This is a genomic window from Amaricoccus sp. B4, from assembly GCF_043226085.1.
Taxonomy (GTDB): domain Bacteria; phylum Pseudomonadota; class Alphaproteobacteria; order Rhodobacterales; family Rhodobacteraceae; genus Amaricoccus.
In genome coordinates this window covers 2,755,755-2,781,274 of sequence record NZ_CP171225.1, presented here as the reverse complement: position 1 = coordinate 2,781,274, position 25,520 = coordinate 2,755,755, and the positions used below count along the sequence as shown (strand labels likewise).

The window sequence follows — 25,520 nt, the reverse complement described above, 5'->3', positions numbered from 1 at the left end:
TCGAGAGGGATGACCCGCGGGCATTCGTGACCCAGCGCTTCTGCGAGGCATGCGAACTATACCAATGAAAAATATTGCCGAACCCATCGGGGCAACCCCCATCATGCTGAAGGCCGCACCCCGGCCCGCACCGCGCGATCCGAGGCTCGACTTCTTCCGCGGGCTGGCGATGTTCGTGATCCTTGTCTCGCATTCGCCGAACAACTGGCTTTCGCAGTGGATCCCCGGCCATTTCGGCTTCTCGGATTCGGCGGAGATCTTCGTCTTCTGCTCGGGCATGGCCTCGGCGATCGCCTTCGGGGCCACCTTCGATCGCTCCGGCTTCCTGCTCGGCGCGGGCCGCGTGGTCCTGCGCGTCTGGCAGGTCTACTGGGCCCATATCGGCATGTTCTTCGCCATCCTGCTGCTGCTGACGGCGATCGACAACAGCGGCTGGCTGGAGAAACCTTACGTCGACACGCTGAACCTCCAGGCCTTCTACAAGAACGCGCCGGTCAACATCGTCGGCCTCTTCACGCTCACCTACGTGCCGAACTACTTCGACATCCTGCCGATGTATCTGGTGATCCTGGCGATGATCCCGCTCGCGATGCTGCTCTCGAAGGGCGGCCGGGGGCTGCTGTTCGCAGCGGTGCTCACGACCTGGCTGGCGGCCAATCTCGGTTATCTTGCACTGCCCGCAGAGCCGTGGTCGCATCGCGTGTGGTATTTCAACCCGTTCGCCTGGCAGCTCGTGTTTTTCACTGGTTTTGCCTTCATGCGCGGATGGTTGCCGACCCCGCCCGTGAAACCTGCCCTCGTTGTTGCAGCGCTTATAATCGTCGCTATATCCATTCCTGTGACTTATCCGCCCCTCCTGCGTTCTTCGGAAACATTGCAGGGCCTGGCGGAGAGTCTGCGGGGGTTGAACAGCAAGACCAATGCAGGGCTGCTGCGCTATGCGCACTTCCTGGCATTGGCCTACCTGGGGTGGGTCGCGGCAGGCGAAGGCGGCCGTCGGCTCGTGGTCAACATGGACACGGGATGGATTGCGCGGGTGTGGGGCAGATTTGTGAGCACGGTCCAGAAGGTGGGGCAGCAGTCGCTGGCCGTCTTCGTGTGCAGCATGATCGCCTCGCGCCTGATCGGTCTCGGGCTCGACCTCTCCGGAACAAGCTACTTCACCGAAACGGTGGCAAACATTGCCGGCTTCGCGACCATCATTCTCGTTGCCTACGTGGCGGGATGGTTCAAGTCGCAGCCTTGGCGAAAGGCCAGATGACTTCCATGAACCGCAGATCCTTCGTAACCTCGATGCTCGCCCTGCTGGGGGGCGCCGGGCCAGCCCTCCTTGGCGGCCAGATCCTCGGCATGCGCCCTGCAAATGCCGAAACCGTCGATCCGCGTCCGGGCCCGGCCCTTTCCGAGGAGGCGACGCCGTTCTCGCTCGAGGGCCTGCAGGAGATGGCCCGCAAGCTCTCGGAACAGGGGTTCAGCGAGCGCCCCGAGATTCCGGCGGCGTGGCGCGAGATGAGCTACGACCAGTATCGCGCGATCTGGTTCAACTCGAACCGCGCGCTCTGGCAGGGCACGGAGAAGCCCGTGCGGGTCGATTTCTTCGCGCCCGGCGCCTATTACACCCGCCCGGTCGAGATCAATATCGTCTCGGGCGCGGAATCGCGCACCGTGCTCTTCGACTACGACCTCTTCAAGAAGGGCGAGCAGGCCCCCGAGCTGCCGATCGACGACACGCTTGGGTATTCGGGATTCCGGCTGCGCGGCGCCGTCGCGGGGCCCGGCGAATACAAGGAATTCCTCGTCTTCCAGGGGGCGAGCTATTTCCGCGCCATCGCACGCGGCGAGAATTACGGGCTGTCGGCCCGCGGCCTCGGCATCCGCACCGCCGACGAGCGCGGCGAGGAGTTTCCGGCCTTCACCAAGTTCTGGATCGTCGAGCCGAAAGCGGGCGACACGGTGACCACGATCCATGCGCTGCTCGATTCCCCGAGCACGACCGGCATCTACACCTTCGAGGCCGAACCGGGCGATGCGACGACGATCAACGTCCGCGCGACGCTCTATCCGCGCACCGACATGGATCACGTCGGCATCGCGCCGCTCACCAGCATGTTCCTCTTCGACGAGACGAACCGCAACCGCTTCGACGATTTCCGCCCCGCGGTGCACGATTCCGACGGGCTGCTCGTCTGGAACGGCGCGGGCGAGGTGCTCTGGCGGCCGCTCGCCAACCCCAAGACCCTGCAGGTCAGCGACTTCATGGACCACAACCCCAAGGGGTTCGGCCTCATGCAGCGCAGCCGCAAGTTTTCCGACTTCGCCGATCTCGAGGCGCTCTACCACACGCGGCCGAGCCTCTGGATCGAGCCCGGCGCCGACTGGGGCGACGGCGCGGTCGCGCTGGTCGAGATCCCGGCGGACAAGGAAATCTACGACAACATCGTGGCTTACTGGCGCCCGAAGGACGTGATCCCCGCCGGCAAGCCCTATGAATTCTCCTACCGGATGTTCTGGGATGGGGAGCCTATCCTCGGGCGCGATGTCGCCCGGGTGATCAATACCCGGCTTGGCCGGAACCATCACGGCGAGGGCTATACCGTCACCGTGGATTTCGCGGCGCATGACCTCCTCCCCGCGAACCCCCGAGATGTCCAGGTTTCGCTCAGCGACAACCGCGGCACCGTCAAGGATGGAATTATTCAACGCAACCCGGAAACCGGCGGCCTGCGGCTGGCGTTCCACTTCGTGCCGGGAGACGCCTCGTCAATCGAGATGAGGGCCCAGCTTTCGAAAGACGGTCAGGTCATCAGCGAGACCTGGCTCTACAGGTGGACAGCATGAACACGACGATATTGCATGAACGACAGCCGGATACGCCGGAGGCCGCGAACGTCGGATACACGCCGATGATGCCGCCGGAGAGCCCGCTGGAGCGCCCGATCCAGAACCTTTTCGCCCCCTACCGCGACAAGGATGCCCCCGGCGTGACCTCCGCGCCCGGCATCGGGCTCTGGCGGCTCGCAACCTTCCTCCCCGCGATCGCCTCGACCGGTGTGCTGATCGCGGCCTTTGTCGACTGGTTCGGCACCGAGGGTCTCACGACCTTCGAGGGTTTCCTCATCGCGCTCGTCGCGATGACCTTCTTCTGGATCGCGCTCTCGGTGAGCACCGTCACCGTCGGGATCATCAACCGCCTGCGCGACCGCAAGGTGGTGGACGAAAGCGCGCCGCCGGCGCCGCTCAAGGTCGCGCTGCTGGTGCCGATCTACAACGAGGTGCCCTGGGACGTGTTCGGCAACGCCGTCGCCATGCTCGAGGAACTCGAGGAGCGCGATTGCGTGCATGACTACACCCTCTTCATCCTGAGCGACACGCGCGACGAGGCGATCGCCGCGCAGGAGCTTCAGGCCATGGAGGAGATCTGCCGCTATCTGCCCGCCGGCAAGGTCCATTACCGCCGCCGCGAGGACAACGTGGACCGCAAGGTCGGCAACCTGGCCGACTGGACCGAGCGCTGGGGTGGCGCCTACGAGGCGATGCTCGTGCTCGATGCCGACAGCCTGATGGCGGGCTCGGCGATCTCGGCGCTGGCCGACGAGATGTCGCGCGACCCCTCCGCGGGCCTGATCCAGTCCTTCCCGCAGCTTTTCGGCGCGCAGTCGCTTTTCGCCCGCGTGCAGCAGTTCTCCTCGGCGATCTACGGCAGCCTGCTGTCCGAAGGGCTGGCGAAATGGACCGACCGCGAGGGCAACTACTGGGGCCATAACGCGATCATCCGCACGGCGGCCTTCGCCTCCTGCGCCGGTCTGCCGCGGATCAACACGACGCGGGCGAAGGATGCGCTCATCCTCAGCCACGACTTCGTCGAGGCGGGCCTCCTGCGCCGTGCCGGCTGGTCGGTGCGCTTCCTGCCGCGCATCCGCGGCTCCTACGAGGAAGTGCCGGCGACGCTGATCGACTACGTGATCCGCGACCGCCGCTGGTGCCAGGGCAACCTGCAGCACCTGAACATCCTGACCTCGCGTGGCTTCCACGCCGTCTCGCGCTTCCACCTCTTCCAGGGTGCGATGGCCTATCTGCTCTCGCCGGCGTGGTTCATGCTGCTGGTCTTCTGGGCGATCATCGGTAACGGCAGCGATGCCAACGTCATCACCTACTTCTCCGACGCGAACCCGATGTTCCCGACCTGGCCGGAGATGTCCTCGGTCAACAACTTCTTCATCCTGCTCTTCATGTACGGGATGCTGCTTGCGCCGAAGTTCATGGGGGCGGGCACCTACTGGATGACCGGCGTCTCGGTGAAGCAGCTCGGCGGGCTGAAGCAGTTCGCGCTCTCGTTCCTCTTCGAGATCGTGCTGTCGATCCTCTTTGCCCCGATCCTGATGGTGCAGCAGACGATCGCGGTGATCCGCACGATGATCGGCTACAAGGAGACCTGGAAGCCGCAGCAGCGCGCGGGGGGCAAGTATCCGCTGAGCGTGCTGGCGAAGTTCCATGCGCTCGAGACCATCACCGGCGCCCTGCTGCTCTCGGGGATGTATCTCGGCATCGTCTCGATCTGGCTGCTGCCGATCGCGTTCAGCCTCGCGAGCGCCATTCCGCTCTCGGCGCTCTCGGGCGTCAACCTCCGCGAGATGGACTGGAGCCGCTGGCACATGGGCACGCCCGAGGAATTCGACGAGCCCAACATCATCCGGCTCGCCCGCGTGAACCGCAGCCGCCTGCGCTCGATCCTCGAGCCGGGCCCGGCGGATCGCCTCGCCGCGGAATGACCGGCGGAGGGCGGCCCGGGCCGCCCTCGAACAGACCGGCAACATCTTGAGTTCGACCCTGGAACCCCCGCGACATGCGGGGGTTCGTCATTGACAAGCCCCCGGGAAGGCCCGATTCTCGCCCGAAGAGGTCAGATCGGATTTCCTCGGTGCAATTCACCCGCCTGCGTCTTCTCGGCTTCAAGAGCTTCGTCGATCCGACCGAGCTCGTGATCGCCCCCGGCCTGACTGGCGTGGTGGGGCCGAACGGCTGCGGCAAGTCGAACCTGCTCGAGGCGCTGCGCTGGGTGATGGGCGAGACCCGTGCCAAGGCGATGCGCGGCTCCGGCATGGAGGACGTGATCTTCGCGGGCTCCGGCGACCGGCCCGCGCGCAATCACGCCGAGGTGACACTCACCATCGACAACCGGGAGCGGCTGGCGCCCGCGGGCTTCAACGACACCGACACGCTCGAGGTGATCCGCCGCATCACCCGCGATGCGGGCTCGGCCTACCGCGCCAACGGCAAGGAGGCGCGCGCCCGCGACGTGCAGATGCTCTTCGCCGATGCCTCCACCGGCGCGCATTCGCCCGCGCTCGTGCGCCAGGGCCAGATCTCCGAGCTCATCAACGCCAAGCCGACCGCGCGACGCCGGGTGCTCGAAGAGGCCGCCGGCATTTCCGGCCTTTATCAGCGTCGCCACGAGGCCGAGCTGAAGCTGCGCGCGACCGAGACCAATCTCGGCCGGGTCGCGGATGTGCTCGAGGCGCTGGAGACCCAGATCGCGGCCCTGGCCCGCCAGGCAAAGCAGGCCGCGCGCTACCGCGAGATTGCCGAGGCGCTGCGCCGGGCCGAGGCGCTGCTGCTCTGGCGGCTCTGGCACGATGCCGAGACCGACCGCGAAACCGCGGCCCGCGGGCTTACCGCCGCCGCGCGGACCGCCGGCATCGCCCAGACCGAGGCGGCGCAGGCGCTCCGGCAGCAATCCGAGGCCGAGGAGGCGATGCCGGGCCTCCGCGAGGAGGATGCGATCGCGGGGGCGGTGCTCCAGCGGCTCACCATCGAGCGCGACCGGCTCGATGCCCGCGCCGAGGAGGCCCGCCGCCTGATCGGCGAGCTCGAGGCCCGCAAGGGCCAGCTTGCCGCCGACCGCGAGCGCGAGGCCGCGCTCAATTCCGATGCCGCCGGGATGATCGAGGGGCTCCGCGCCGAACAGGAGGAGCTCGCGGCCGAGGGCGACGGGCATGAGGACGAGCTCGCCCTCGCGCGCGAGGCCGCCGAAGCCGCCGCCGAGACGCTGCGCGAGGCCGAGGCGGTGTTCGAGGCCCGCGCCGAGGCCTCCGCCCGGCTCATTGCCGATCACCAGTCCGCCAACCGCGCCCTCGACGAGGCCCGGCGCCGCGAGACCGAGGCCGAGCGCGCCCGCGCCCAGGCCGAGGAGGCGCTCGGCGCCGCCGGGGCCGAGCTCGAGGCCGCGCTCGAGGCGCGCGAGGCCGCGACGGATGCCGCCGAGGCGACGGCCGATGCCGCCACCGAGGCCGAGGAGGCTCTGGGCGAGGCCGAAGCCGCCTCCGCCGCGGCCCGCAGCGGCGAGACCGCGCTGCGCGCCCGGCTTTCCGAGACCGAGGGCGCCCAGCGCGCACTGGCAGCCGAGGTCGCCGGGCTGGAGAAGCTGCTGGCCCGCGCCGGGGGCGGCGGAAACCAGATCCTCGACGCGGTGCGCGTGACGCCGGGCTTCGAGGCCGCGCTTGGCGCCGCCCTGGCCGACGACCTCTCGTTGCCGCTGCTGGCCGAGGGCGCCGCGGGGAGCGGCTGGCGCACCCTGCCGCCCGGAGGCTCCTCCCCGGCGCTGCCAGCGGGCGCGGCCCCGCTCGCCGCGGAGGTCGAGGCCCCGGAGGCGCTTGCCCGCCGGCTCGCCGCGATCGGCGTTGTTGCGCGCGCCGACGGTCCGCGGTTGCAGGCCGCACTCGGCCCCGGCCAGCGCCTCGTGAGCCGCGAGGGCGATCTCTGGCGCTGGGACGGGCTTTCGGTGGAGGCCGGCGGCGCGCCCACCGCCGCCGCGCTGCGCCTCCAGCAGAGGAACCGCCTCGCCGCGCTCTCCGACCAGCTCGCGGAGGCCGAGGAGGCGGCCGAGGCCGCACGCGATGCGGCCGCCGAGGCGGCCGCCGCGCTCGCCGCCGCGACGGAGGCCGAACGCCATGCACGTGGCCGCCGCAAGGACGCGGACCAGGCCGCATCGGATGCCGGCCGCGCGCTCACCCGCGCCGAGGCCGCCGCCGAGACGCTTCAGGGCCGGGTCGCCACGCTCAGCTCCGCCGTTACCCGCCGGGGCGAGGATCTTGCCGCCGCATCCACCGCCCGCGCCACGGCCGAGGCCGAGGTTGCGGGGCTCGGCGATCCGGAGGCCGCGCGCGCCGCGGTCGAGGCCGAGCGCACCCGGGTCGAGGCCGCGCGCATCTTCATGATGACCCGCCGGGCCGGGGCCGACGAGCTCGACCGCGCCGGGCGCGCCCGCGCCCGCCGGCTCGACGAGATCATCCGCGAGACCCAGGGCTGGTCCAGCCGTCTGGCGAGTGCCGCCGGCCGGCTCGCCGATCTCGACCGCCGGGCGGCGGAAACCGAGGCCGCGCTCACCGAGGCGCGCAGCCGCCCCGCCGAGCTTGCGGAGCAGATCGCGGAGATTGCCGAGACGCTCGAGGAGGCCGAGGCCCGGCGCCGCCGCGCCGCCGATGCGCTCGCCGCCGCCGAAACCGCCCAGCGCAGCCTCGCCACCGCGGCCCGCGCCGCCGAAAAGGCGGCCGGCGAGGCGCGCGAGAACCGCGCCCGCATCGAGGCGCTTTCCGAGGCCGCCGAGATCAATGCCGCCGCCGCGACCGAGCGGGTGCAGGCCGAGATGGGCTGCGCGCCGCAGGCACTGCTCGAACGCTTCGGCGAGGAGGCCGCGAGCGTGCCCGGCGCCACGGCGCTCGAGGATCGTGCCGGGCAGCTCCGGCGCCAGCGCGACGGGCTCGGGGCGGTGAACCTCCGCGCCGAACAGGACAGCATCGAGGTGCGCGAGGAGCATGCGGCCCTCGCCGCCGAGAAGGCCGATCTCGAGGAGGCGATCCGCAAGCTCCGCCAGGGCATCGCCAATCTCAACCGCGAGGGGCGCGAGCGGCTGCTCGAGGCCTTCGACGAGGTGAACCGCAACTTCGCGATGCTCTTCCGCCATCTCTTCAACGGCGGCGAGGCCAATCTCGTGCTGGTCGAGAGCGACGATCCGCTCGAGGCCGGGCTCGAGATCATGTGCCAGCCGCCGGGCAAGAAGCTCTCGACCCTTTCGCTGCTCTCGGGCGGCGAGCAGACGCTGACGGCGCTCAGCCTGATCTTCGCGGTCTTCCTCGCCAACCCCTCGCCGATCTGCGTGCTTGACGAAGTGGACGCGCCGCTCGACGATGCGAACGTGACGCGGTTCTGCGATCTGCTCGACGAGATGACGAAGCGGACCAAGACGCGGTTTCTCATCATCACCCACCATGCGGTGACAATGGGCCGGATGGACCGGCTTTTCGGGGTGACGATGGCCGAGCAGGGCGTGAGCAAGCTGGTTTCCGTCGATCTCGCCGCCGCCGAGCGGATCGTCGAGACGGCGATTGCCTGAGCGGGGCGGCCCTCCACCGATCGCGTCCTCCGTCACAATAGTGTCGCCGCGGTGCGGTAGAGGTCGCGGCCAAAGGGTGAAGGGTTCGGAAACGCCGGTGAGATATCGCACGATCTTCCTGTCGGACATCCACCTCGGCACCCGCGGATGCCAGGCGGCGCTGCTGCTCGATTTCCTCGACCACAATCAGGCCGACACCTATTATCTCGTGGGCGACATCTTCGACGGCTGGCGGCTCCGGCGCGGCTGGCACTGGCCGCAGGCCCATAACGACGTGGTGCAGGAATTTCTCGCCCGCGCCCATGACGGCGCGCAGGTCTACTACATTCCCGGCAATCACGACGAGATCATGCGGACCTATCTCGGCACGCATTTCGGCGGCATCGAGGTGGTGCGGCAGGCGGATTTCGTGTCGACCGCCGGGGCACGGTATCTCGTCACCCATGGCGACCAGTTCGACGCGGTGGTCGTCAACGCGAAGTGGCTCGCCCATCTCGGCGACCGGGCCTATGGCTTCGCGCTCTGGCTCAACACCTGGTTCAACCGGGCCCGCAGGCTCTGGGGCGGGCAGTACTGGTCGCTCTCGAACTGGGCGAAGCAGCAGGTGAAGCGCGCGGTCAACCATATCGGCGAATACGAGGCCGTCTTGACCGAGGAAGCGCGGCGGGGCGGGTATGACGGCATCATCTGCGGCCATATCCACAGCGCCAACATGCGCGACATGAACGGGATTTCCTATGTGAATACCGGCGACTGGGTCGAAAGCTGCACGGCGGTCGTGGAGCGGGAGGACGGCAGCCTCCAGCTCGTCGACTGGGCGGCGATGACCCGGCGGCGGCAACTGGTACGGGCCCTGCGCGAGGCGCCCGCACGACGCAAGGATCGCGCGAGACGCAGGAAACAGGCAGCCTGACCCACATGGACCAGACCCAGACGATCGGCAAGCAGCTCGGCGCCGCGGTGCTCCAGAACCCGGCCCTCTCCCGCACCGGACTCCAGGAGAGGCTCTTCTCGCGGCTGTTCCGCGATCTGGTCTATGCCCAGATCTGGGAGGATCCGGTCGCGGACATGGAGGCGCTCCGGATCACCAGGCGCGACCATATCGTCTGCATCGCCTCGGGCGGCTGCAACGTGATGTCCTATCTCACCGCCAATCCGGCCTCGATCACCGCGGTGGATCTCTCGCCCGCCCATGTCGCGCTTCTGCGGCTGAAGCTCGCCGCGGCGCGGCACCTGCCCGATCATGCCCGCTTCCACGACTTCTTCGGCCGGGCCGATCTCGCCTCGAACCCCGCGCTCTACGACGAGATCCTGAAGCCCGAGCTCGATGCGGAAACCCGCGCCTACTGGGAGGCGCGACCCTACGGGCGGCGGCGGATCCGGATGTTTGCCCGCGGCTTCTACCGCTTCGGGCTGCTCGGGCGCTTCATCGGCTCGGCCCATCTGGCGGCGCGGCTCGGCAAGGTCGATTTCACGCCCTTCCTCGCGGCCCAGAGCCTCGAGGAGCAGCAGGCCTTCTTCGATGCCCATATCGAGCCGCTGCTGGCCAGGCCGGTGGTGAAGTTCCTCGGGCGGCAGCCGGCCGCCCTCTTCGGGCTCGGCATTCCGCCGGCCCAGTTCGACAAGCTCGCCGCCGATGGCGCGGGCGACGTAATCCCGGTGCTGCGCGAGCGGCTGCGGCGGCTGATGTGCGATTTCCCGCTCTCCGAGAACTACTTCGCCTGGCAGGCCTTCCATCGCGGCTACGGGCCGGATGACTGCCGCCCGGTGCCGCCCTATCTCGCGCCGGAGCATTTCGAGAAGGTGCGGGCCAATGCCTCGAAGGTCTCGGTGCTCAACCGCTCGCTCACCGATCTGCTGGCGGATGCGCCCGCGGCCTCGCGGCACATCTATGTGCTGCTCGACGCGCAGGACTGGATGAACGACGGCCAGCTCAACGCGCTCTGGCGCCAGATCACCCGGACCGCCGCCCCCGGCGCGCGGGTGATCTTCCGCACCGGTGGCGCCGAGGACATCCTGCCCGGCCGGGTGGCGCCGGAGATCCTCGCGCGCTGGAGCTATGATGCGGAGGCCTCGGCGGCCGGGTTCGCGGCCGACCGCTCGGCGATCTACGGCGGCTTCCACCTCTACCGTCTCGCGGCATGAGCGGCGGCATGGCGGGCCTCGCGAACTCCCACGGCGAGCTCATGAATGCGGTCTACCGGCGCCAGCGCTGGATCTATGACGCGTCGCGCAAGTATTTCCTCTTTGGCCGCGACCATCTGATCGCGCATCTCGATCCGCCCGAGGGCGGGCGGGTGCTGGAGATCGGCTGCGGCACGGGGCGGAACCTCGCCCTCATCGGCCGGCGCTATCCCGGCGCACGCCGCTTCGGGCTCGACATCTCCTCGGAGATGCTGCGCTCGGCGCGGAAGAAGCTCGGCGAGAGCGCCCGCCTTGGTGAAGGCGATGCCTGCGGCTTCGATGCCGGGGCGCTCTTCGGGGAGCCGGTGTTCGAGCGGGTGGTGTTTTCCTACGCGCTTTCGATGATCCCGGACTGGAGGCGGGCGCTGGAGGAGGCGGCGGGCAAGCTCGCCCCCGGCGGCGCGCTGCATGTGGTGGATTTCGGACGGCAGGAGCGCCTGCCGGGCTGGTTCCGGACGGGGCTCGCGGCCTGGCTCGGGAAATTCCATGTGACGCCGCGCAGCGACCTCGAGGCGGCGCTCGGGGAGATCGCCGCGAAGTCCGGGGCGGAGGTGCGATGGGAACCGCTGCACGGAAGCTATGCCCAGTACGGGGTGCTCCGGCGGCGGTGAAATCGGGCTTTTCACCGTGAAAATGTGAAAACACCGCTGAAATCACTGGATTTTTCCGTAAACAAATCATGAATCGGCGCCGCGTGCGCCGGTGAGACCGGCCGCCGCCACGACCGGTGGCGCGCGGGGGGGAGGGGGGTGGGGGGATGCCCCGTCCCTCGCGAAAGGGTTATCGCCCGGCGGGGACCGCTAACCGACTGGTAACCAAGCTTGCCTAGAGCTTGGCCATTCGGTGGTTGGAGGAGAAGCTTCCCCGTGTTGGCCCGGATCATCCTGGGGCTCGGAATGGCACTTGCGCTGGCGACCATCGCGCAGGCGGCACCTCTGCGCGAGGATGACGAGGAATATGCCGCAGCGCTCTGCGAGCGGGCGATCCTCAATGCCGCCCGGCGCGGCGGCGTGCCGCCCGAGGTGCTCTATGCCATCTCGCTGACCGAGACCGGGCGGATGACCGGCGGGCGGCTCCGGCCCTGGCCCTGGGCGATCAACCGGGAAGGCAAGGGATTCTGGTTCAAGAACAAGGAAGAAGCGCTCGCCTTCGGCAAGCAGAGCCTCGCAGACGGGCGCAAGAGCTTCGATGTGGGCTGCGTCCAGATCAACTACCGCTGGCACGGCCATGCCTTCCCGAGCCTCGAGGACATGTTCAACCCCGAATGGACCGCGACCTATGCCGCGCAGTTCCTGCGCACGCTCTACGAGGAGCGCGGCGACTGGTCGGCGGCGGCGGGCGCCTATCACTCGCTGAGCCCGGAATACGCCACGATCTACCGCAAGCGCTTCGACCGCATCCTCGCGGGCATCGACCCCTCGCTGATCGAGGGCGGTGCCTCGCAGCTCGCCGACTATGTGCCGACCCGCACCCCGCCCCTCGGCTCGCCGCTCCGGGCGCTTGCCCTCGGCGCGGACGGCGCCGGCGGCCGGATGAGCCGCGCCGAGCGCTGGGAGGCGCAGCGGCAGGCCTACGAGGCACGGCGGCAGGAGCTCGGGCCGCCGCCCGCACCAGCGCCGGGCGGCGTGGCCGGCATGCTCTTCCTGCCGGCGGCGGGCTCGCTCCTCAACGAGGGGCGCGGCTCGCTGCTGACGGAGGGCACGCCGCTCCTCACCGCGCCGGGCGGGAGCCTCTATTGAGCCGCGGGGGACCATGCCCAAGAACCTGACGATCGCGAGCCTCTTCCAGCCGACCATCCTGCTTTCGATGGCGCTGATGGCGGTCATCGTGATGATGGTGCTGCCGATGCCGTCCTGGATCCTCGATCTGGGGCTCTCGGCCTCGTTCGGGCTGGCGATCCTCATCTTCACCATCACGCTCTTCATCCAGCGGCCGCTCGACTTCTCGGCCTTCCCGACGGTGCTGCTCGCGAGCCTCATGCTCCGGCTCTCGCTCAACGTCTCCTCCACCAAGCTCATCATCGGCCAGGGCCATACCGGCACGGCGGCGGCGGGCGACGTGATCGAGGGCTTCGCGATGTTCGTGATGGGGGGCTCGGTCTTTCTGGGCCTCGTGGTGTTCTGCGTGCTGCTGATCGTGAACTTCATCGTCATCACCAAGGGCGCGGGCCGCATGGCCGAGGTGGGCGCACGCTTCGCCCTCGACGGGATGCCCGGCAAGCAGCTCGCCATCGACAGCGACATGGCGGCCGGGGCGATCAACCACAAGGAAGCGAGCGAGCGGCGGCGGATCGAGCAGGAGGAGACGACCTTCTTCGGCTCGCTCGACGGCGCCTCGAAATTCGTGAAGGGCGATGCGATCGCGGGGCTGCTCATCACGCTCATGAACCTCGTCATGGGGCTCGCGATGGGCGTGCTGGTCCATCACATGCCGATCGGCAAGGCGTTCCAGACCTATTCGATCCTGACGGTGGGCGACGGGCTGGTGAGCCAGATCCCCTCGGTCATCATCTCGATCGCGACCGCCATGCTGCTCTCGAAGGGCGGCGTGGTCGGTTCGACCGACAATGCGCTCATGCGCCAGCTCGGCGGCTATCCCAAGGCGCTCGGCACCGTCGCGGTGCTGATGGCGCTCTTCGCCTTCATTCCGGGGATGCCGTTCGTGCCGTTCCTGATCGGCGCGGGCTGCCTCGGGGCGGCGGGATACCTCTCGGCCAGCCGCAAGAGGAAGGCGGAGGACGAGGCGGAGGCCAAGAAGCAGGCCGAGGCGACGAAGCCCGTCTCGAAGAAATCCCTCGGCGACCTGCTCGACATCGACGAGATCCACATGGAGTTCGCGCCCGACCTCGTGCCGGTGGTGATGGACGAGGTGACGGGGCTCGATGCGCGCATCGCCAACATGCGCAACCACATCGCGACCGAGTTCGGCTTCGTGATGCCCGAGATCCGTCTGACCGACAATCCCGCCCTGGCCCGCTCGAGCTATGTCATCCGCATCCAGGGGGTGGATACGGCGCGCGGCCAGATCGAGACGCGCAAGGTGCTGGTGCTCCTGCCCGACGACAAGGCGCCCTCGCCCGAGGGCCGTCTGGTGGCCGAGCCGGTCTATGGCGCGCCGGCCCGCTGGGTCGATCCCTCGCTCCAGGAGGAGGCGGCGCTGATGGGGCTCTCGGTGGTGAGCCCGACGGAGGTGGTGGCGACGCATCTCCTCGAGACGGTGAAGTCGAATTTCGGGCGGCTCCTCAACCGCCGCGCGCTGCGCAAGCTGCTCGACGAGTTCACCTCGCTCTCCGACGGGCGGCGGGCGGAGGCGAACAAGCGGATGCTCGACGAGTTCATTCCCGACAAGTTCCCGACCGACGCGCTGCAGTCGGTGCTGCGGCTCCTGCTCGAGGAGCGGGTTTCGATCCGCAACCTGCCGCTCATCCTCGAGGCGATCGGCGAGGTCTACAGCCCGCAGGTGAGCCCAGAGGCGATCTGCGAGCATGTGCGCCACCGGCTCGGGTTCCAGCTCATCTCGGAGCTGCGCGAGGCCGACGGGGCGCTGCCGCTCATCCAGCTCAATCCGAGCTGGGAGGAGATGTTCCAGAAGTATCAGCTGCCCGAGGGGTCGGGGATCGTCGACGTGGCGCTGCCGCCCGCCGAGTTCAACCGGCTCGCCAATGCGATCGCCGAGAAGATCGCCCATGCCGGCGGCCAGGGGCGCTATCCGGCGGTGGTGACCTCGACCAAGCGGCGGCGGTTCCTGCACACGGTGCTGACCGCGAAGGGGATCCGCAACCCGGTGCTTTCCTTCGAGGAGATCGGCACCTCGGCGCGGCCGGCCGTGCTGGGGCTCGCCTGAGATGATGGAGGGGCTCGCCCGGCTACTCGACCTGACGCAGGCCGGGTTTGCGGGGTTCGTGCTCGTCTTCATGCGGGTGGGCGGGGTGATGTTCCTGCTGCCGGCCTTCGGCGACAACGCGATCCCGGCGCGGGTGCGGCTCGGGCTCACCATCGCCTTCACGCTCGTGGTCTGGCCGATGGTGGCCGATCCGGCGCGGAGCCCGGACCCGGCGCGCCCCCTTGCGCTGATGATGGGGATCGAGGCCGGCATCGGGCTGCTGCTCGGGCTCTCGATCCGGTTCATGGTCTTCGCGCTCCAGTTCGCGGGCTCGGTCGCGGCGCAATCGACCTCGCTCGCGCAGGTCTTCGGCTCGGGCATCGCGCCCGACCCGATGCCCGCGATCGGCAACCTGATGATGCTCGCCGGGGTGACGCTCGCGGTGGTCTCGGGGCTGCATGTGAAGGCCGCGCTGCTGATGGCGCGCTCCTACGAGATCCTGCCGATGGGGCTGCCGGTGCCGGCCGCGGACGTTGCCGCCTGGGGCACGGCGCGGGTGGCCTCGGCCTTCGCGCTCGGCTTCTCGCTCGCGGCCCCCTTCGTGCTGACGGCGTTTGCCTACAACGTCTCGCTCGGGGCGATCAACAAGGCGATGCCCTCGCTCATGGTGGCCTTCATCGGCGCCCCGGCGATCGTCGCGGCCTCGATCCTGCTCCTGCTGCTCGCCGGGCCGCTCATGCTTACCTTCTGGCACGCCCGGCTTGACGAGGTGCTGGCGCTGCCGCTCGGGATGCCGCGATGAGCGAGGACTCGGGAGGCGGCGGCGAGAAGACATTCGACCCGACACCGCAGCGGCTGCAGGAGGCGCGCAAGAAGGGCAACATCCCGCGCTCGCAGGATCTGACCGCGGCGCTCGTCTATCTCGCGCTCCTCGGGGTGGTGATGACGGTGGGAAGCTTTGCCATCGAGCAGGCGGCCTCGGTGCTGATGATCTTCATCTCGCAGCCCGACCGGCTCGTGGGCCATATCCTCGGGCCGGGGGGGCCGCGGATGCTGGGCAGCATCCTCTCCGAAGCGCTCTGGGCGCTCGGGCCGTTCTTCCTCATTCCCATCGCCGCGGTGGTGGTGAGCCTCATCGCGCAGCGGGCGGTGACCTTCTCGGGCGAGAAGCTCCAGCCCAAGCTCAACAAGATCTCGCCGCTCTCGAACGCCAAGCAGAAGTTCGGGCCGACCGGGCTCGTCGAATTCGCGAAATCCTTCGTCAAGCTCTCGGCGATCGCCATCGCGCTCGCGATCTATCTGCGCGGCGATCTCGACCGGATGATCGGCGCGGCGCGCTCGGAGGCGCATGTCACCGCGACGCTGATGATGGATTCGCTGAAGATCCTGCTGGCGGTGGTCTGCCTGATCGCAACGGTGATCGCGGCCGTGGACGTGCTCTGGCAGCGCTTCGACCACGCCCGCAAGCTCAAGATGTCCTACCAGGACCTCAAGGAAGAGGTGAAGGAGGCCGAGGGCGATCCGCACATGAAGGCCCAGCGCCGCCAGCGCGCCCAGGCCATCGCGATGAACCGGATGCTGCTCGACGTGCCGAAGGCCGACGTGATCATCGTGAACCCGACGCATTACGCGGTGGCGCTGCAATGGTCGCGCGAGAAGGGCTCGGCGCCGGTCTGTGTCGCCAAGGGCGAGAACGAGATCGCGCTCCGGATCCGCGAGATCGCCGAGACCGCGCAGATCCCGATCCACAGCGACCCGCCGACCGCACGGGCGCTGCACGCGACCGTCGAGATCGGCCAGGAGATCCTGCCCGATCATTACCGCGCCGTGGCCGCGGCGATCCGTTTCGCCGACAGCCTCCGCAAGGCCGCCCGTGCCAGAGGTGACACATGAGCATGACCCCCGACCAGCTCCGCCAGCTCGCCGCGCTCGCCGAGGCGCGCAAGGCCCGCGACCTCGCCGAACTGGAGGCGGCGGTCTCGGAGGACCGCAGGCTTGCCGAGGCGATCGAGGAGTTCGCCCGGCTGCCGATGCGCGATCTCGAAAGCTTCGGGGAGAATCCGGGGCCGATGCCCTATGCCCAGACCGCGCTGCGCATGGCCTGGGCCGATCAGCACATCGCCATCGCCCGCAAGCGCCGGGCCGAGCTTGCCAAGCGGATTGCGCAGCTCCGCCAGGTCGCGGCCCAGAGCCTCGGCAAGCACGAGGCGCTCGAGCGCCTGCGCGAGCGCGCCGCCCACGATGTGGCCGAACGCCGCGCCGCCCGCCAGGAACGCGAGGCGCCGCCGGTGAAGCCGCAGAGGGATTGATCGCACGGGGGCGCGCAAGACGCCGGTTTTCTCCTGCCCTGCGGCGGCGTAGGCTCGGAGCAGGGAGGCGGCGCGCGCGATGATTGCCGAGATCGAGGATTACTTCGCGAAGGGCTGCGGGCGCTGCGCCCGCTTCGACACCGCCGATTGCGCGACACGCCACTGGGCCGCCGGGCTCGCGGCGCTGCGCCGGATATGCCGCGCCGCCGGGCTGAGCGAGCATGTGAAATGGGGCCATCCCTGCTACATGCATGCCGGGCGCAACATCGCGCTCCTCGGGGCGTTCCGCGGCGATTTCCGGCTGAGCTTCTTCGATGCGGCGCTGATGCGCGACCCGGAGGGCATTCTCGAGCCGCAGGGGCCGAACGCGCGGCACGCCGGGACGATCCGCTTCACCGATACGGGCCGGCCGGAGGCGATGGCCGAGGTCATCGGCGCGTATCTGAGGGAGGCGATGGGCCATGCGGAGGCGGGCCGTCGCGCCCCGAAGCCGGCGCCGGAGACCGAATTGCCGGAGGAACTGGTCGAGGCGCTCGATGCCGATCCCGAACTTGCGGAGGCCTTCCGGCGCCTCACGCCCGGCCGGCAGCGGAGCTATGCGATCAACCTCGCCGCGGCGAAGCAGCCCGCGACACGGCGGAAGCGGATCGCGCGGTTTCGCGATGCGATCCTTGCGGGCAAGGGGGCGACGGAGCGCTGAGCGACGGCGGCGCGGGCGGCCGGGCTCAGACGTCCTGGCGGTTGATTTCGGTGACGAGAACCTCGGTCACCATCTCGGCGCCCATGACCTGGCGCGCGGCCTTGAGGAGGGCCGTCTTGAGGTCCTCCATCTTGCGGCCCGTGGTGAAGCTGCCGCTGAAGCCGCCGGAATTCGAATGGAGGAACATGACCTCGAGGAAGCGGTCGCGCAGGCGCGGCTCCAGCGCATGGACGAGCTCGGGGTCTTCGCCGACGGTGGCGACCGAGAGCGAGACGACCATCATCGCCGTGACCTTTTCATTGGTGAAGACCGGCACGACGAAGGGTTTCTCGAGCGCGACATAGAGGGGGTGTTCGCCCTCGCCGCCATGCTCCGCCTCGGCCGCGGCCGGCTCCTCGGGTTCGAAGGGATCGATCTCGGCATGTTCGGGCGCGCAAGGGTCCGCGCCTTCGGCCGCCGGAGCCTCCGCCGCGCCATGGCCGCCTTCCGCCGCGGGCGCGCCCGGCGCGCAGGCGTCCGCGGTTTCCTCCGGCGGCGGCTTGAGCGCGAAGCCCGCGCCGATGCCGGCACCGAGCCCGAGAAGGGCAAGCACGACGGGAATGACGAATTTCATCACCGGTGTGGCCCCCCTCGCCTAGTACGGCATCGCCTGATCGACGATCTGCTGGCCCCAGCGCGGCTGCTGGACATTGGTGATCTGGCCGCGCCCGCCGTAGGAGATGCGCGCGCCCGCGATGCGGTCGTAGCTGATCTCGTTGTAGCGCGAGATGTCCTCTGGCCGGACGATGCCGGCGACGATGAGCTTGCGCAGCTCGTTGTTCACCCGCACTTCCTGATCGCCCTGGACCACGAGATGGCCGTTGGGGAGCACGTCGACGACGGTTGCGGCGATGCGGAGCGAGATCTGCTCGTTGCGCTTCACCGAGCCGGAGCCGGAGAAATCCGAGCTCGAGCCCATCTCGAGATTGGGGTTGAGATCGCTGTTCCACTTCTGGCCGAGGCCGAAGAAGGTGCCGACCGAGGCGCTCTCGCTGCCGGTGCGCTGGCGTTCGGTCTGGTTGTCGATGTTGGCTTCCTCGTCGATGTCGATGGTGATCGTGAGGATGTCGCCAAGCTTGCGGGCCCGCTTGTCGCCGAGCAGGCCGCTCGGGCTCGTGCTCCAGAGCGAGCCGCTCTGGTAGGAATAGCGCGCGGATTCGGGGGCCGGCACGGCAATCGCCACGCGCTCCGCGGTGAGCCCGGTGCCATTCGCGGCCTCGTAGCTGCCGATCTCGGTCATCTCGGGGGGTCTGCCGATCGGGGTGCAGGCGGTGGCGAGGCCCGCGAGGGCGAGGATCGGGAGAGCGGATCTGCGGGTCATTTTTCCACCTTTACGGAGCCATCGGCCTCCACCGTCCCGGCCACGATCTGGCGCGAGGAGAGGTTCATCACACGCACGGTCTCGCCGACGCCGCCGCGATCGAGCACGCGGCCGTCGGCGGTGATGTTGAGCGGCCCCTGCTCGTAGATCATCCTGACGACCGCGTTGCGCTCGACGAGGGCGGGGGCGCCGACCTGGCCCCGGAGGATGGGCCGCCCGGGGTAGAGCGTGACCTTGGCCTCCTGCCCGACCACGTCCTCGAGGGCGTGGATCGCGCCCGGCAGGTCCTTGTCCTTGGCGATCTCGACATCCTCGGCGCCGACAATGTTGGTGCCGCGGATGGCGCGGACCGGCACCACGGCCTGGGCGCTCGGCGGCTCGGACGGAAGGGCCGCCCAGGCGAGGGCGGCCGTCGCGAAGGTGAGAAGGAGGCGGGCGGCAGGGGTCATCGGCTCAGCGGATCTGCACCGTGGCCGAAAGCATCTGGTCCGCGGCGGTGATGACCTTGGCATTGAGCTCGTAGCCCCGCTGGGCCTCGATGAGGTCGGTGAGTTCCTTGACCGCATCGACGCTCGAATCCTCGAGATAGCCCTGACGGAAGATGCCGCGGCCGTCCTGCCCCGGATCGCCGACGTTCGGCTGGCCGGAGGCTTCGGTCTCGCGGTAGAGGTTCGAGCCCATCGCCTCGAGGCCCTTCTCGTTCGAGAAGGTGACGAGGCTGAACTGGCCGAGGAGCTGGGGCTGCACCTGGTCCTTGAAATAGGCATAGACCTCGCCGTCGCCGTTGATGGCGATCTCGGTCGCATCCTCGGGAATGGTGATCTCGGGCGAGACGGAGAAGCCGTCGGAGGTGACGATCAGCCCGTCGCCGTTGCGCTTGAGCGCGCCGTCGCGGGTGTAGCCGATGTCGCCGCCCGGCAGCGAGATCTCGAGATAGCCCGCGCCGTCGATGGCGAGATCGAGCGGGCCGCCGGTTTCGGAGAGCGAGCCCTGCGCCACTTCCATCGCCACCGCGGAGGTGCGCACGCCGAGGCCGAGCTGGACGCCCGCGGGGAGAACGGTGCCGTCCGACGAGCTGATCTCGCCCGGGCGCACCGCCTGCTGGTAGTGGAGGTCGGAGAATTCCGCGCGGCGGGCGTTGTAGCCGGTGGTATTCATGTTGGCGAGGTTGTTGGAGATCACCTCGACCCGGCGCTGCTGGGCCGACATGCCGGTGGCAGCGATACTCAATGCACGCATGACTTACTCCTCTTCCTCGCAGGCGCCGGTCAGGCGCGCTGGCCGAGGGACTTGACGGCCTGCAGGATACGTTCGTGTTCCATTTCGAGCAGCTTCTGACCGCTTTCGTATGCTCGCTGGACCTCGATCAGATGGGCCATCTCCGTGACCGCATTGACGTTCGATTCCTCGACGAAGCCCTGCACGACGCGCGACTGGCCCGGATCGAGCGGCTCGGTATCGCCATCGACGCGGTAGAGCACGCCGGCTTCGCGGAAGACCTGGGTGGGGTCGGTCGGCATCACGAGGCCGAGCCGGGCGACCGGTTCGCCATCGGCGGAGATCGTGCCGTCGGAGGCGAGGTTGATCGAGGTTGCCTCGAAGGGGATCATGATCGGGCCGCCGCCCTCGTCGAGCAGCGGGTGGCCGTCCATGTTGACGACCTGGCCGTCCGCGTCGCGGGTGAAGCTGCCGGCACGGGTGAGGCGTTCGCCCTGGGGTGTCATCACGGTGAAGTAGCCGTTGCCCTCGATGGCGAAGTCGAGGCTGCCGCCGGTGGGGGTGAGCGCGCCCTGGAGCAGGTCGGTGTAGCGGCCGCGGGCATCGGTCATGGCGACGGAGCCGCCCTCGGTCGGGAGCATCTGCACCATCTCGGCGAAGACGACGCCTTCGCGCTGGTAGCCCGTGGTGGAGATGTTCGCGATGTTGTTGGCGACCGTTTCCATCTCCTTGCGGAGGCCGGTCTGCCGGGTCAGCGCAACATAGCCAGCTACGTCCATCAGCGACTCCCGCTTTCTGCGATTGACCGCGCGGCCTTCCGCGCTGGGGGGCAATCTGGACCGCCTTCGTAAAGATTCCGTCAAAGGCGCCAATTGTCTGATCTGTTGAGGAAAATACCGTCCTCACGGGCGGGCCGCGGACGAATCCCCGGCCGCGCTACTGTCCGGCGATCAGGGGGATGATCTGTTCCTGGTAGAGCTTCACCAGCATCTGGCTCGAGAAGCTCATCGACACCCAGTAGACAGCGAGGATCGCGCCGAGTTTCGGCACGAAGGTGAGCGTCATCTCCTGGACGGAGGTGAGCGCCTGGATGAGGCCGATGGCGAGGCCGACGGCGAGTGCCACGGCGAGGATCGGCAGGGAGACGACGAGCGCCGTCCAGAGACTCTGGCGCAGGACATCGAGAAGGACGCCTTCGGTCATCGGATCGGCCTCCGGAGCGGCGCGTCTGTCGGCGCGGGTGCGGGCGGCCGGATCAGACCGGCATCCTCAGGATTTCCTGATAGGCCTCGACGACCTTGTCGCGCACCGCGACCGCGGTCTGCACGGCGAGCTCGGTCGCGGCCATCGCCTCGACGACCGCCTGCGGATCGGCGCGGCCGACGAGGCCCGCCTGCACGGTTTCCTCGCCCTGGCGCAGGGTCTGCATGAAGTCTTCGGTGACAGCCTTGAAGGCCTCGCCCGGCGTCGGCTGGCCTTCGCTGGCCTCCCGCGCGACGGGACGGGCCGCCACCTGGGCCCTGTTGTAGAGTTGCGATGCAAGTGTCGCGTTCACGTCCATGACCTGGTTTCCTCTCTTCAACACCTAATCAACGGCGCAGCAGATCGAGCAGCGACGACGCCATGTCGCGGGCCTGTTCGAACATCTTGAGGTTGGCCTCGTACGAGCGGTTGGCCTCGCGGGCGTCGGCCATCTCGACCATCAGGTTGACGTTCGAGCCCTCGACATACCCGTTGGCGTCGGCGAGCGGGTGGTTCGGCTGGTAGACGCGCTCGACTTCGGACTGGTCGAGCTGCACGGGGCCGGTCGCGACCGCGCGGGTCTCGTTGGTGCGGTCGAAGATTTCCTGGAACGGCACGACCTTGCGGTGGTAGCCGGGCGTGTCGGCGTTGGCCATGTTCTCGGCAGACAGGCGGAGGCGCGCGGCCTGCGCGCGCATGCCGCTGGCCGAGGCCGCCATCGTACGCATCATCTCGTCCATGTAAACTCTCCCCCTGGCGGTTGTGTCAGCGTCCGGTGACCGCACTGCGCATGATGTCGAGCGACTTGCGGTAGACCCCGAGCGCGAGATCGTGATGCTGGCGCACGTCGGTGGCGCGCATCATCTGGTCCTCGAGCGAGACGGAGTTGCCGTTGGGCGATTCGGCCCCGAAGGCCGTGACCTCGAAGGGCGCGTAGGCCGGGTTCTCGGTTCCGAACGGAATGTGCCCGGGCCGGGTCATCCGCGCCTCGAAATGCGGGACCGTCTCCTCGAGGGTTTCCGCGAAGCTCTTGATGTCGCGGGCCCTGTAGCCGGGCGTATCCGCATGTGCGATGTTCTCAGCGATGACCTGCTGCCGCGCGGCGGAATGCGAGGCAAGGCTGCTCGCAAGCTGCAGGATGTTGAGGCTCAGATCCATGGGCCGGGTCCTCCCGCCTTCACTCTGGAAACCCGGGCTTAACCCTTCATGGTTTACAAAACGTAACCAGTGCCGCGAGGAGGGCCCATGCTGACCGACTTCACCGCGCTCCGCTCGGAGATTTCCCGGATCCAGAACCATCGGCGCATCGGCCGTGTGGTTTCCGTCAGCACCGCTTCGCTCGAGATCACCGGCCTCGTGCATCAGGCCCGAATCGGCGACCAGATCGCCATCACGCTCCGGAACGGCCATGAGCTCGGCGGCGAGATCGTTGGGGTGACGGAGACGCGGGCGCGCGCGATGACCTACGAGCCGCTCGACGGCGCCGCGGTCGGCAATCAGGTGACGCTGCTCGGGCCCGCGGGCGTCTATCCCGACACCGGCTGGGTGGGGCGGATCGTCGATGCCTTCGGCCAGCCGATGGACGGCCGCGCGATCTCGCAGGGGGCGGCGAGCGCGAGCCTGCGCCAGCCGCCACCCGAGCCGGCCCGGCGCAAGGCGATGGGGGCGCGGATCGGCACGGGGCTCGCGGTCTTCGACACGGTGCTGCCGCTGGCCCGCGGCCAGAGGATCGGGGTCTTCGCGGGCTCCGGCGTCGGCAAGTCCACACTCCTCGCCGATCTCGCCCGCGGGATCGAGGCCGATATCGTCGTGCTGGCGCTCATCGGCGAGCGCGGCCGCGAGCTCCGGGATTTCGTCGACAACGTGCTCGGCCCCGAGGGCATGGCGCGCGCGGTGGTGGTGGCCGCGACCTCCGATCAGGCGCCGCTCATCAAGCGCCGCGCCGCCTGGATGGCGATGGCGACGGCGGAGGTCTTCCGCGATCAGGGCCACCATGTGCTGCTGCTGATCGATTCGCTCACCCGCTTCGCCGAGGCGCATCGCGAGATCGCGCTGACCGCGGGCGAGGCGCCGACGCTCCGGGGCTTTCCGCCCTCGATCTCGAATCTCATTGCCTCGCTCTGCGAACGCGCGGGGCCGGGGCCGTTCGGAAAGGGCGATGTGACGGGGGTCTTCAGCGTGCTCGTCGCGGGCTCGGACATGGACGAGCCGATCGCCGACATCACCCGTGGGGTGCTCGACGGGCATGTGGTGCTCGACCGGGCGATTGCCGAGCGCGGGCGGTTTCCGGCGGTGGACGTGCGGCGCAGCGTCTCGCGCTCGCTGCCCGGGATCGCGACGGAGGCGGAGAACGCGATGATCGCCAAGGTCCGGCGCGTGCTCACCGCCTACGAGAACGCCGCGCTGATGATCCAGACCGGGCTCTATGCCAAGGGCAGCGACGCGGCGATCGACGAGGCGATCTCGCTCTGGCCGAAGCTCGATGCGTTCTTTTCGGAAGAGGCCCCGGAGGGGGTCGAGGCGAGCTTCGAGCGGCTCGCCTCACTCCTCCAGATCAATCAGGGCCAGGGCGGCTACCCGTCGAAGCGGTAGAAGAGATTGAGCAACCCCTGCGAGCCGCTCGAATTGCGGTGCTGGAGCAGGAACAGCGCACTCGCGCCAGGGCCGGTCGCCGAGGCGCCGCCCTCCTCGATCTGGGCGCGGGCGAGGAAGCGCGTGATGAGCTTGTCGACGTTCTTCTGGTCCTGGAAGGCTGTCAGGCTGCCGCTGCCGAAGACCTGCTTGGCCTTCTTCTCCATCATCATCGCCTGCTTGTCGATGTCGAGGTTGATGAAGCTTGCCGGCAGGCCCAGCGCGCCCTCGAAGACCTTGCGGAGCTGCTTGTCGCCCAGCACGGTATACCAGCTCTTGCCCTCGCCCTCCGAGAGCATCTCCGCCTTGCGGTTGAAGTTCATCACCAGGCCGAGATGGGCGTTCTGATCGTAGACCGAGCTCTCGAAGGAGCGTTCCTTGTAGAGATTGACGATCTTTGCGGCGAAACCGTCGGTGGCGGTCTGCACGCCGGTCTCGTTGCCGAAGCCGAAGGCCGTGGTCATCTCCTTGTAGCCGGTGTTGGAGATGCGGTTGGCGAGCGCCTTCTTGTCGTCGGTGCCCTCCTCGAGGATCTTGCGCACCAGGGCCTTCTTGTCGAGATCGCCCTCGAGGCCATAGGCGGTCAACGCAAAATTGAGCAGACGGCGGTCTCCAACGAGATCCGCCGCCGTTTCGACCTTGCCGATGTTCTCCTCGAAATAGGCAATCTCGCGTTTCATCATCGCGTCGTTCTCGAACGCCGACTTCTGTGTCGTCTGCGTACGTTCGAGAAAGCGCCAGCCGGCGATGCCCGTGAGCGGAACCTGGACCTGATAGCTCATGGCATCTCTCCGGTGTCCTATTGCCCCGATGCGATCGAGAGCAGGCGGGTTTCGCGCGGCAGGAGGGCGCGGAGCGCCTTCATTGCCTGGTAGAAGCGGCCGGCGGCGACGGCCTCGGTGGCCGCGGTCAGCTGTTCGCGGCTGTCGCGGTCGAGAAAGACCTGGCTCAGCTGCTCGATGCCGCGCAGAAGCTGCGGTGCGGCCTCCGCAGGATCCGCCTCGCCCGCAAGGACGAGCTGGGCGATGTAGCAGACCCGCTTCACCGGGGTCTTGGCATCGTCGGGGTGGATCGCGTCGCGCAGGCGCAGGACGTTGGCTTCCGGCGTCATGATGTTGATGCGGGTCCGGCGGTCGCCGTTTTCCATGACGACGCCATTTATCATGACGCGTTCACGGGGACCCAGCTTGAGAACAAGCCCGCTCATGCTGCTGTCTCCACTTCTCCGCGCAGGCCGCGCATGATGGACGTGTTGATGTCGATGAGGGGATCGATCGTGTCCTGGCCGTTCATCACCGCATAGCTGTGACGGCGGACGAAGCCCGCGAGCGAGAGAAGCTGGCCGCGGAGCTCGAGGGGAAGGGCGTTGCCATCGCGGCGCAGATCGCTCGCAAGCGTGCGCCAGAGGCCGAGATTGTCCATGACGGCCCGCGTCAGGGCCGGGCGCATGGCGGTGTCGGTTTCATCCACCTCGCGCAGGCTGCTCGTGATGCGGGCAAAGACGGCGTATTCCAGTCCACGGTCGGTGCGAACGGGACGGGCTGCAGCAGCATAACCGGAAAGGGCTTTTTCACTCGTGGTCATCAGGAACCTCCAGGGGTCTAGGCCGGCGCCTTCAGGCGCCGGGAGGTTTCAACGGATACTATCCGGCCGAAAACGGGGCGG

General features: G+C 68.6%; 26 protein-coding genes. 14 read left to right on the top strand and 12 right to left on the bottom strand.

What is annotated here, in order from left to right; all coding sequences use genetic code 11:
• The first annotated feature begins 64 nt into the window (after positions 1–64).
• The 13 genes from ACF66B_RS13440 to ACF66B_RS13380 all read left to right on the top strand — a co-directional run bounded on the left by ACF66B_RS13440 (position 65) and on the right by ACF66B_RS13380 (position 17,404).
• The gene (locus tag ACF66B_RS13440; RefSeq protein WP_111429189.1) at positions 65–1,261 is read left to right on the top strand and encodes an OpgC domain-containing protein; all 1,197 of its coding nucleotides are present in this window, start codon (positions 65–67) and stop codon (positions 1,259–1,261) included.
• Positions 1,262–1,266: 5 nt separating this feature from the next.
• Positions 1,267–2,838, top strand: coding sequence for a glucan biosynthesis protein G (locus ACF66B_RS13435; protein WP_162683199.1), 1,572 nt, complete (start codon positions 1,267–1,269; stop codon positions 2,836–2,838).
• Complete coding sequence (gene mdoH, locus ACF66B_RS13430) at positions 2,835–4,769, top strand: glucans biosynthesis glucosyltransferase MdoH (RefSeq protein ID WP_392662918.1); 1,935 nt, start codon at positions 2,835–2,837, stop codon at positions 4,767–4,769. The genes ACF66B_RS13435 and mdoH overlap by 4 nt, the downstream gene beginning before the upstream one ends.
• 149 nt (positions 4,770–4,918) lie before the next feature.
• Positions 4,919–8,389 carry a chromosome segregation protein SMC gene (smc, locus tag ACF66B_RS13425; protein WP_111429192.1) on the top strand — a complete coding sequence of 1,157 codons (3,471 nt, stop codon included), beginning with the start codon at positions 4,919–4,921 and terminating at the stop codon, positions 8,387–8,389.
• A 97-nt stretch (positions 8,390–8,486) separates the two neighbouring features.
• Positions 8,487–9,302 (top strand): UDP-2,3-diacylglucosamine diphosphatase, encoded by an 816-nt coding sequence (locus tag ACF66B_RS13420; protein WP_111429193.1) that lies wholly within the window; start codon positions 8,487–8,489, stop codon positions 9,300–9,302.
• 5 nt (positions 9,303–9,307) lie between these two features.
• Positions 9,308–10,534: a DUF3419 family protein gene (locus tag ACF66B_RS13415; RefSeq protein ID WP_111429194.1), complete on the top strand. Its 1,227-nt coding sequence runs from the start codon at positions 9,308–9,310 to the stop codon at positions 10,532–10,534.
• 8 nt (positions 10,535–10,542) lie between these two features.
• The gene (locus tag ACF66B_RS13410; protein WP_392662914.1) at positions 10,543–11,184 is read left to right on the top strand and encodes a class I SAM-dependent methyltransferase; all 642 of its coding nucleotides are present in this window, start codon (positions 10,543–10,545) and stop codon (positions 11,182–11,184) included.
• A gap of 258 nt (positions 11,185–11,442) precedes the next feature.
• Positions 11,443–12,312 (top strand): transglycosylase SLT domain-containing protein, encoded by an 870-nt coding sequence (locus tag ACF66B_RS13405; protein ID WP_111429195.1) that lies wholly within the window; start codon positions 11,443–11,445, stop codon positions 12,310–12,312.
• Positions 12,313–12,325: 13 nt separating this feature from the next.
• A complete protein-coding gene (flhA, locus tag ACF66B_RS13400) occupies positions 12,326–14,416 on the top strand; it encodes a flagellar biosynthesis protein FlhA (protein WP_111429196.1) in 2,091 nt (696 codons plus the stop codon).
• A gap of 1 nt (position 14,417) precedes the next feature.
• Positions 14,418–15,197, top strand: coding sequence for a flagellar biosynthetic protein FliR (locus ACF66B_RS13395; RefSeq protein WP_111429197.1), 780 nt, complete (start codon positions 14,418–14,420; stop codon positions 15,195–15,197).
• Entirely contained in the window at positions 15,194–16,288 is a 1,095-nt protein-coding gene (locus ACF66B_RS13390) for a flagellar type III secretion system protein FlhB (protein WP_111429198.1), read from the top strand. Before ACF66B_RS13395 ends, ACF66B_RS13390 begins: the two co-directional genes overlap by 4 nt.
• Positions 16,285–16,704 carry a hypothetical protein gene (locus tag ACF66B_RS13385; protein WP_162683200.1) on the top strand — a complete coding sequence of 140 codons (420 nt, stop codon included), beginning with the start codon at positions 16,285–16,287 and terminating at the stop codon, positions 16,702–16,704. Before ACF66B_RS13390 ends, ACF66B_RS13385 begins: the two co-directional genes overlap by 4 nt.
• A gap of 79 nt (positions 16,705–16,783) precedes the next feature.
• Entirely contained in the window at positions 16,784–17,404 is a 621-nt protein-coding gene (locus ACF66B_RS13380) for a YdeI/OmpD-associated family protein (RefSeq protein ID WP_111429200.1), read from the top strand.
• Positions 17,405–17,429: 25 nt separating this feature from the next.
• Here the strand turns inward: ACF66B_RS13380 and ACF66B_RS13375 are convergent, their stop codons facing one another.
• From ACF66B_RS13375 to ACF66B_RS13335, 9 genes are all read right to left on the bottom strand, one after another.
• Entirely contained in the window at positions 17,430–18,017 is a 588-nt protein-coding gene (locus ACF66B_RS13375; RefSeq protein WP_392662907.1) for a flagellar basal body-associated FliL family protein, read from the bottom strand.
• A 21-nt stretch (positions 18,018–18,038) separates the two neighbouring features.
• Positions 18,039–18,764: a flagellar basal body L-ring protein FlgH gene (gene flgH, locus ACF66B_RS13370; protein ID WP_111429202.1), complete on the bottom strand. Its 726-nt coding sequence runs from the start codon at positions 18,762–18,764 to the stop codon at positions 18,039–18,041.
• Complete coding sequence (gene flgA, locus ACF66B_RS13365) at positions 18,761–19,213, bottom strand: flagellar basal body P-ring formation chaperone FlgA (protein ID WP_111429203.1); 453 nt, start codon at positions 19,211–19,213, stop codon at positions 18,761–18,763. Before flgA ends, flgH begins: the two co-directional genes overlap by 4 nt.
• 4 nt (positions 19,214–19,217) lie before the next feature.
• The gene (flgG, locus tag ACF66B_RS13360) at positions 19,218–20,003 is read right to left on the bottom strand and encodes a flagellar basal-body rod protein FlgG (protein WP_111429204.1); all 786 of its coding nucleotides are present in this window, start codon (positions 20,001–20,003) and stop codon (positions 19,218–19,220) included.
• A 29-nt stretch (positions 20,004–20,032) separates the two neighbouring features.
• On the bottom strand, positions 20,033–20,761 hold the full coding sequence (locus tag ACF66B_RS13355; protein WP_111429205.1) for a flagellar hook-basal body complex protein: 729 nt from the start codon (positions 20,759–20,761) through the stop codon (positions 20,033–20,035).
• A gap of 157 nt (positions 20,762–20,918) precedes the next feature.
• On the bottom strand, positions 20,919–21,185 hold the full coding sequence (locus ACF66B_RS13350; protein ID WP_111429206.1) for a flagellar biosynthetic protein FliQ: 267 nt from the start codon (positions 21,183–21,185) through the stop codon (positions 20,919–20,921).
• A 52-nt stretch (positions 21,186–21,237) separates the two neighbouring features.
• On the bottom strand, positions 21,238–21,543 hold the full coding sequence (fliE, locus tag ACF66B_RS13345; protein WP_111429207.1) for a flagellar hook-basal body complex protein FliE: 306 nt from the start codon (positions 21,541–21,543) through the stop codon (positions 21,238–21,240).
• Positions 21,544–21,571: 28 nt separating this feature from the next.
• A complete protein-coding gene (gene flgC / locus ACF66B_RS13340; RefSeq protein WP_111429208.1) occupies positions 21,572–21,964 on the bottom strand; it encodes a flagellar basal body rod protein FlgC in 393 nt (130 codons plus the stop codon).
• A 25-nt stretch (positions 21,965–21,989) separates the two neighbouring features.
• A complete protein-coding gene (locus ACF66B_RS13335; protein WP_162683201.1) occupies positions 21,990–22,382 on the bottom strand; it encodes a FlgB family protein in 393 nt (130 codons plus the stop codon).
• Between the two features lie 87 nt (positions 22,383–22,469).
• On the opposite strand from ACF66B_RS13335, the gene ACF66B_RS13330 reads away from it, so the two are divergent.
• The gene (locus tag ACF66B_RS13330; protein WP_111429209.1) at positions 22,470–23,816 is read left to right on the top strand and encodes a FliI/YscN family ATPase; all 1,347 of its coding nucleotides are present in this window, start codon (positions 22,470–22,472) and stop codon (positions 23,814–23,816) included.
• Here ACF66B_RS13330 and ACF66B_RS13325 read toward each other — a convergent pair.
• The 3 genes from ACF66B_RS13325 to flaF are packed head-to-tail and all read right to left on the bottom strand — an operon-like array spanning position 23,798 to position 25,439.
• Complete coding sequence (locus tag ACF66B_RS13325) at positions 23,798–24,637, bottom strand: DUF1217 domain-containing protein (RefSeq protein ID WP_111429210.1); 840 nt, start codon at positions 24,635–24,637, stop codon at positions 23,798–23,800. The two genes, ACF66B_RS13330 and ACF66B_RS13325, sit on opposite strands and share 19 nt — an antisense overlap.
• Before the next feature lie 17 nt (positions 24,638–24,654).
• Positions 24,655–25,062 carry a flagellar biosynthesis repressor FlbT gene (flbT, locus tag ACF66B_RS13320; RefSeq protein ID WP_111429211.1) on the bottom strand — a complete coding sequence of 136 codons (408 nt, stop codon included), beginning with the start codon at positions 25,060–25,062 and terminating at the stop codon, positions 24,655–24,657.
• Positions 25,059–25,439: a flagellar biosynthesis regulator FlaF gene (gene flaF, locus ACF66B_RS13315; RefSeq protein ID WP_111429212.1), complete on the bottom strand. Its 381-nt coding sequence runs from the start codon at positions 25,437–25,439 to the stop codon at positions 25,059–25,061. Before flaF ends, flbT begins: the two co-directional genes overlap by 4 nt.
• Between the last annotated feature and the right edge of the window lie 81 nt (positions 25,440–25,520).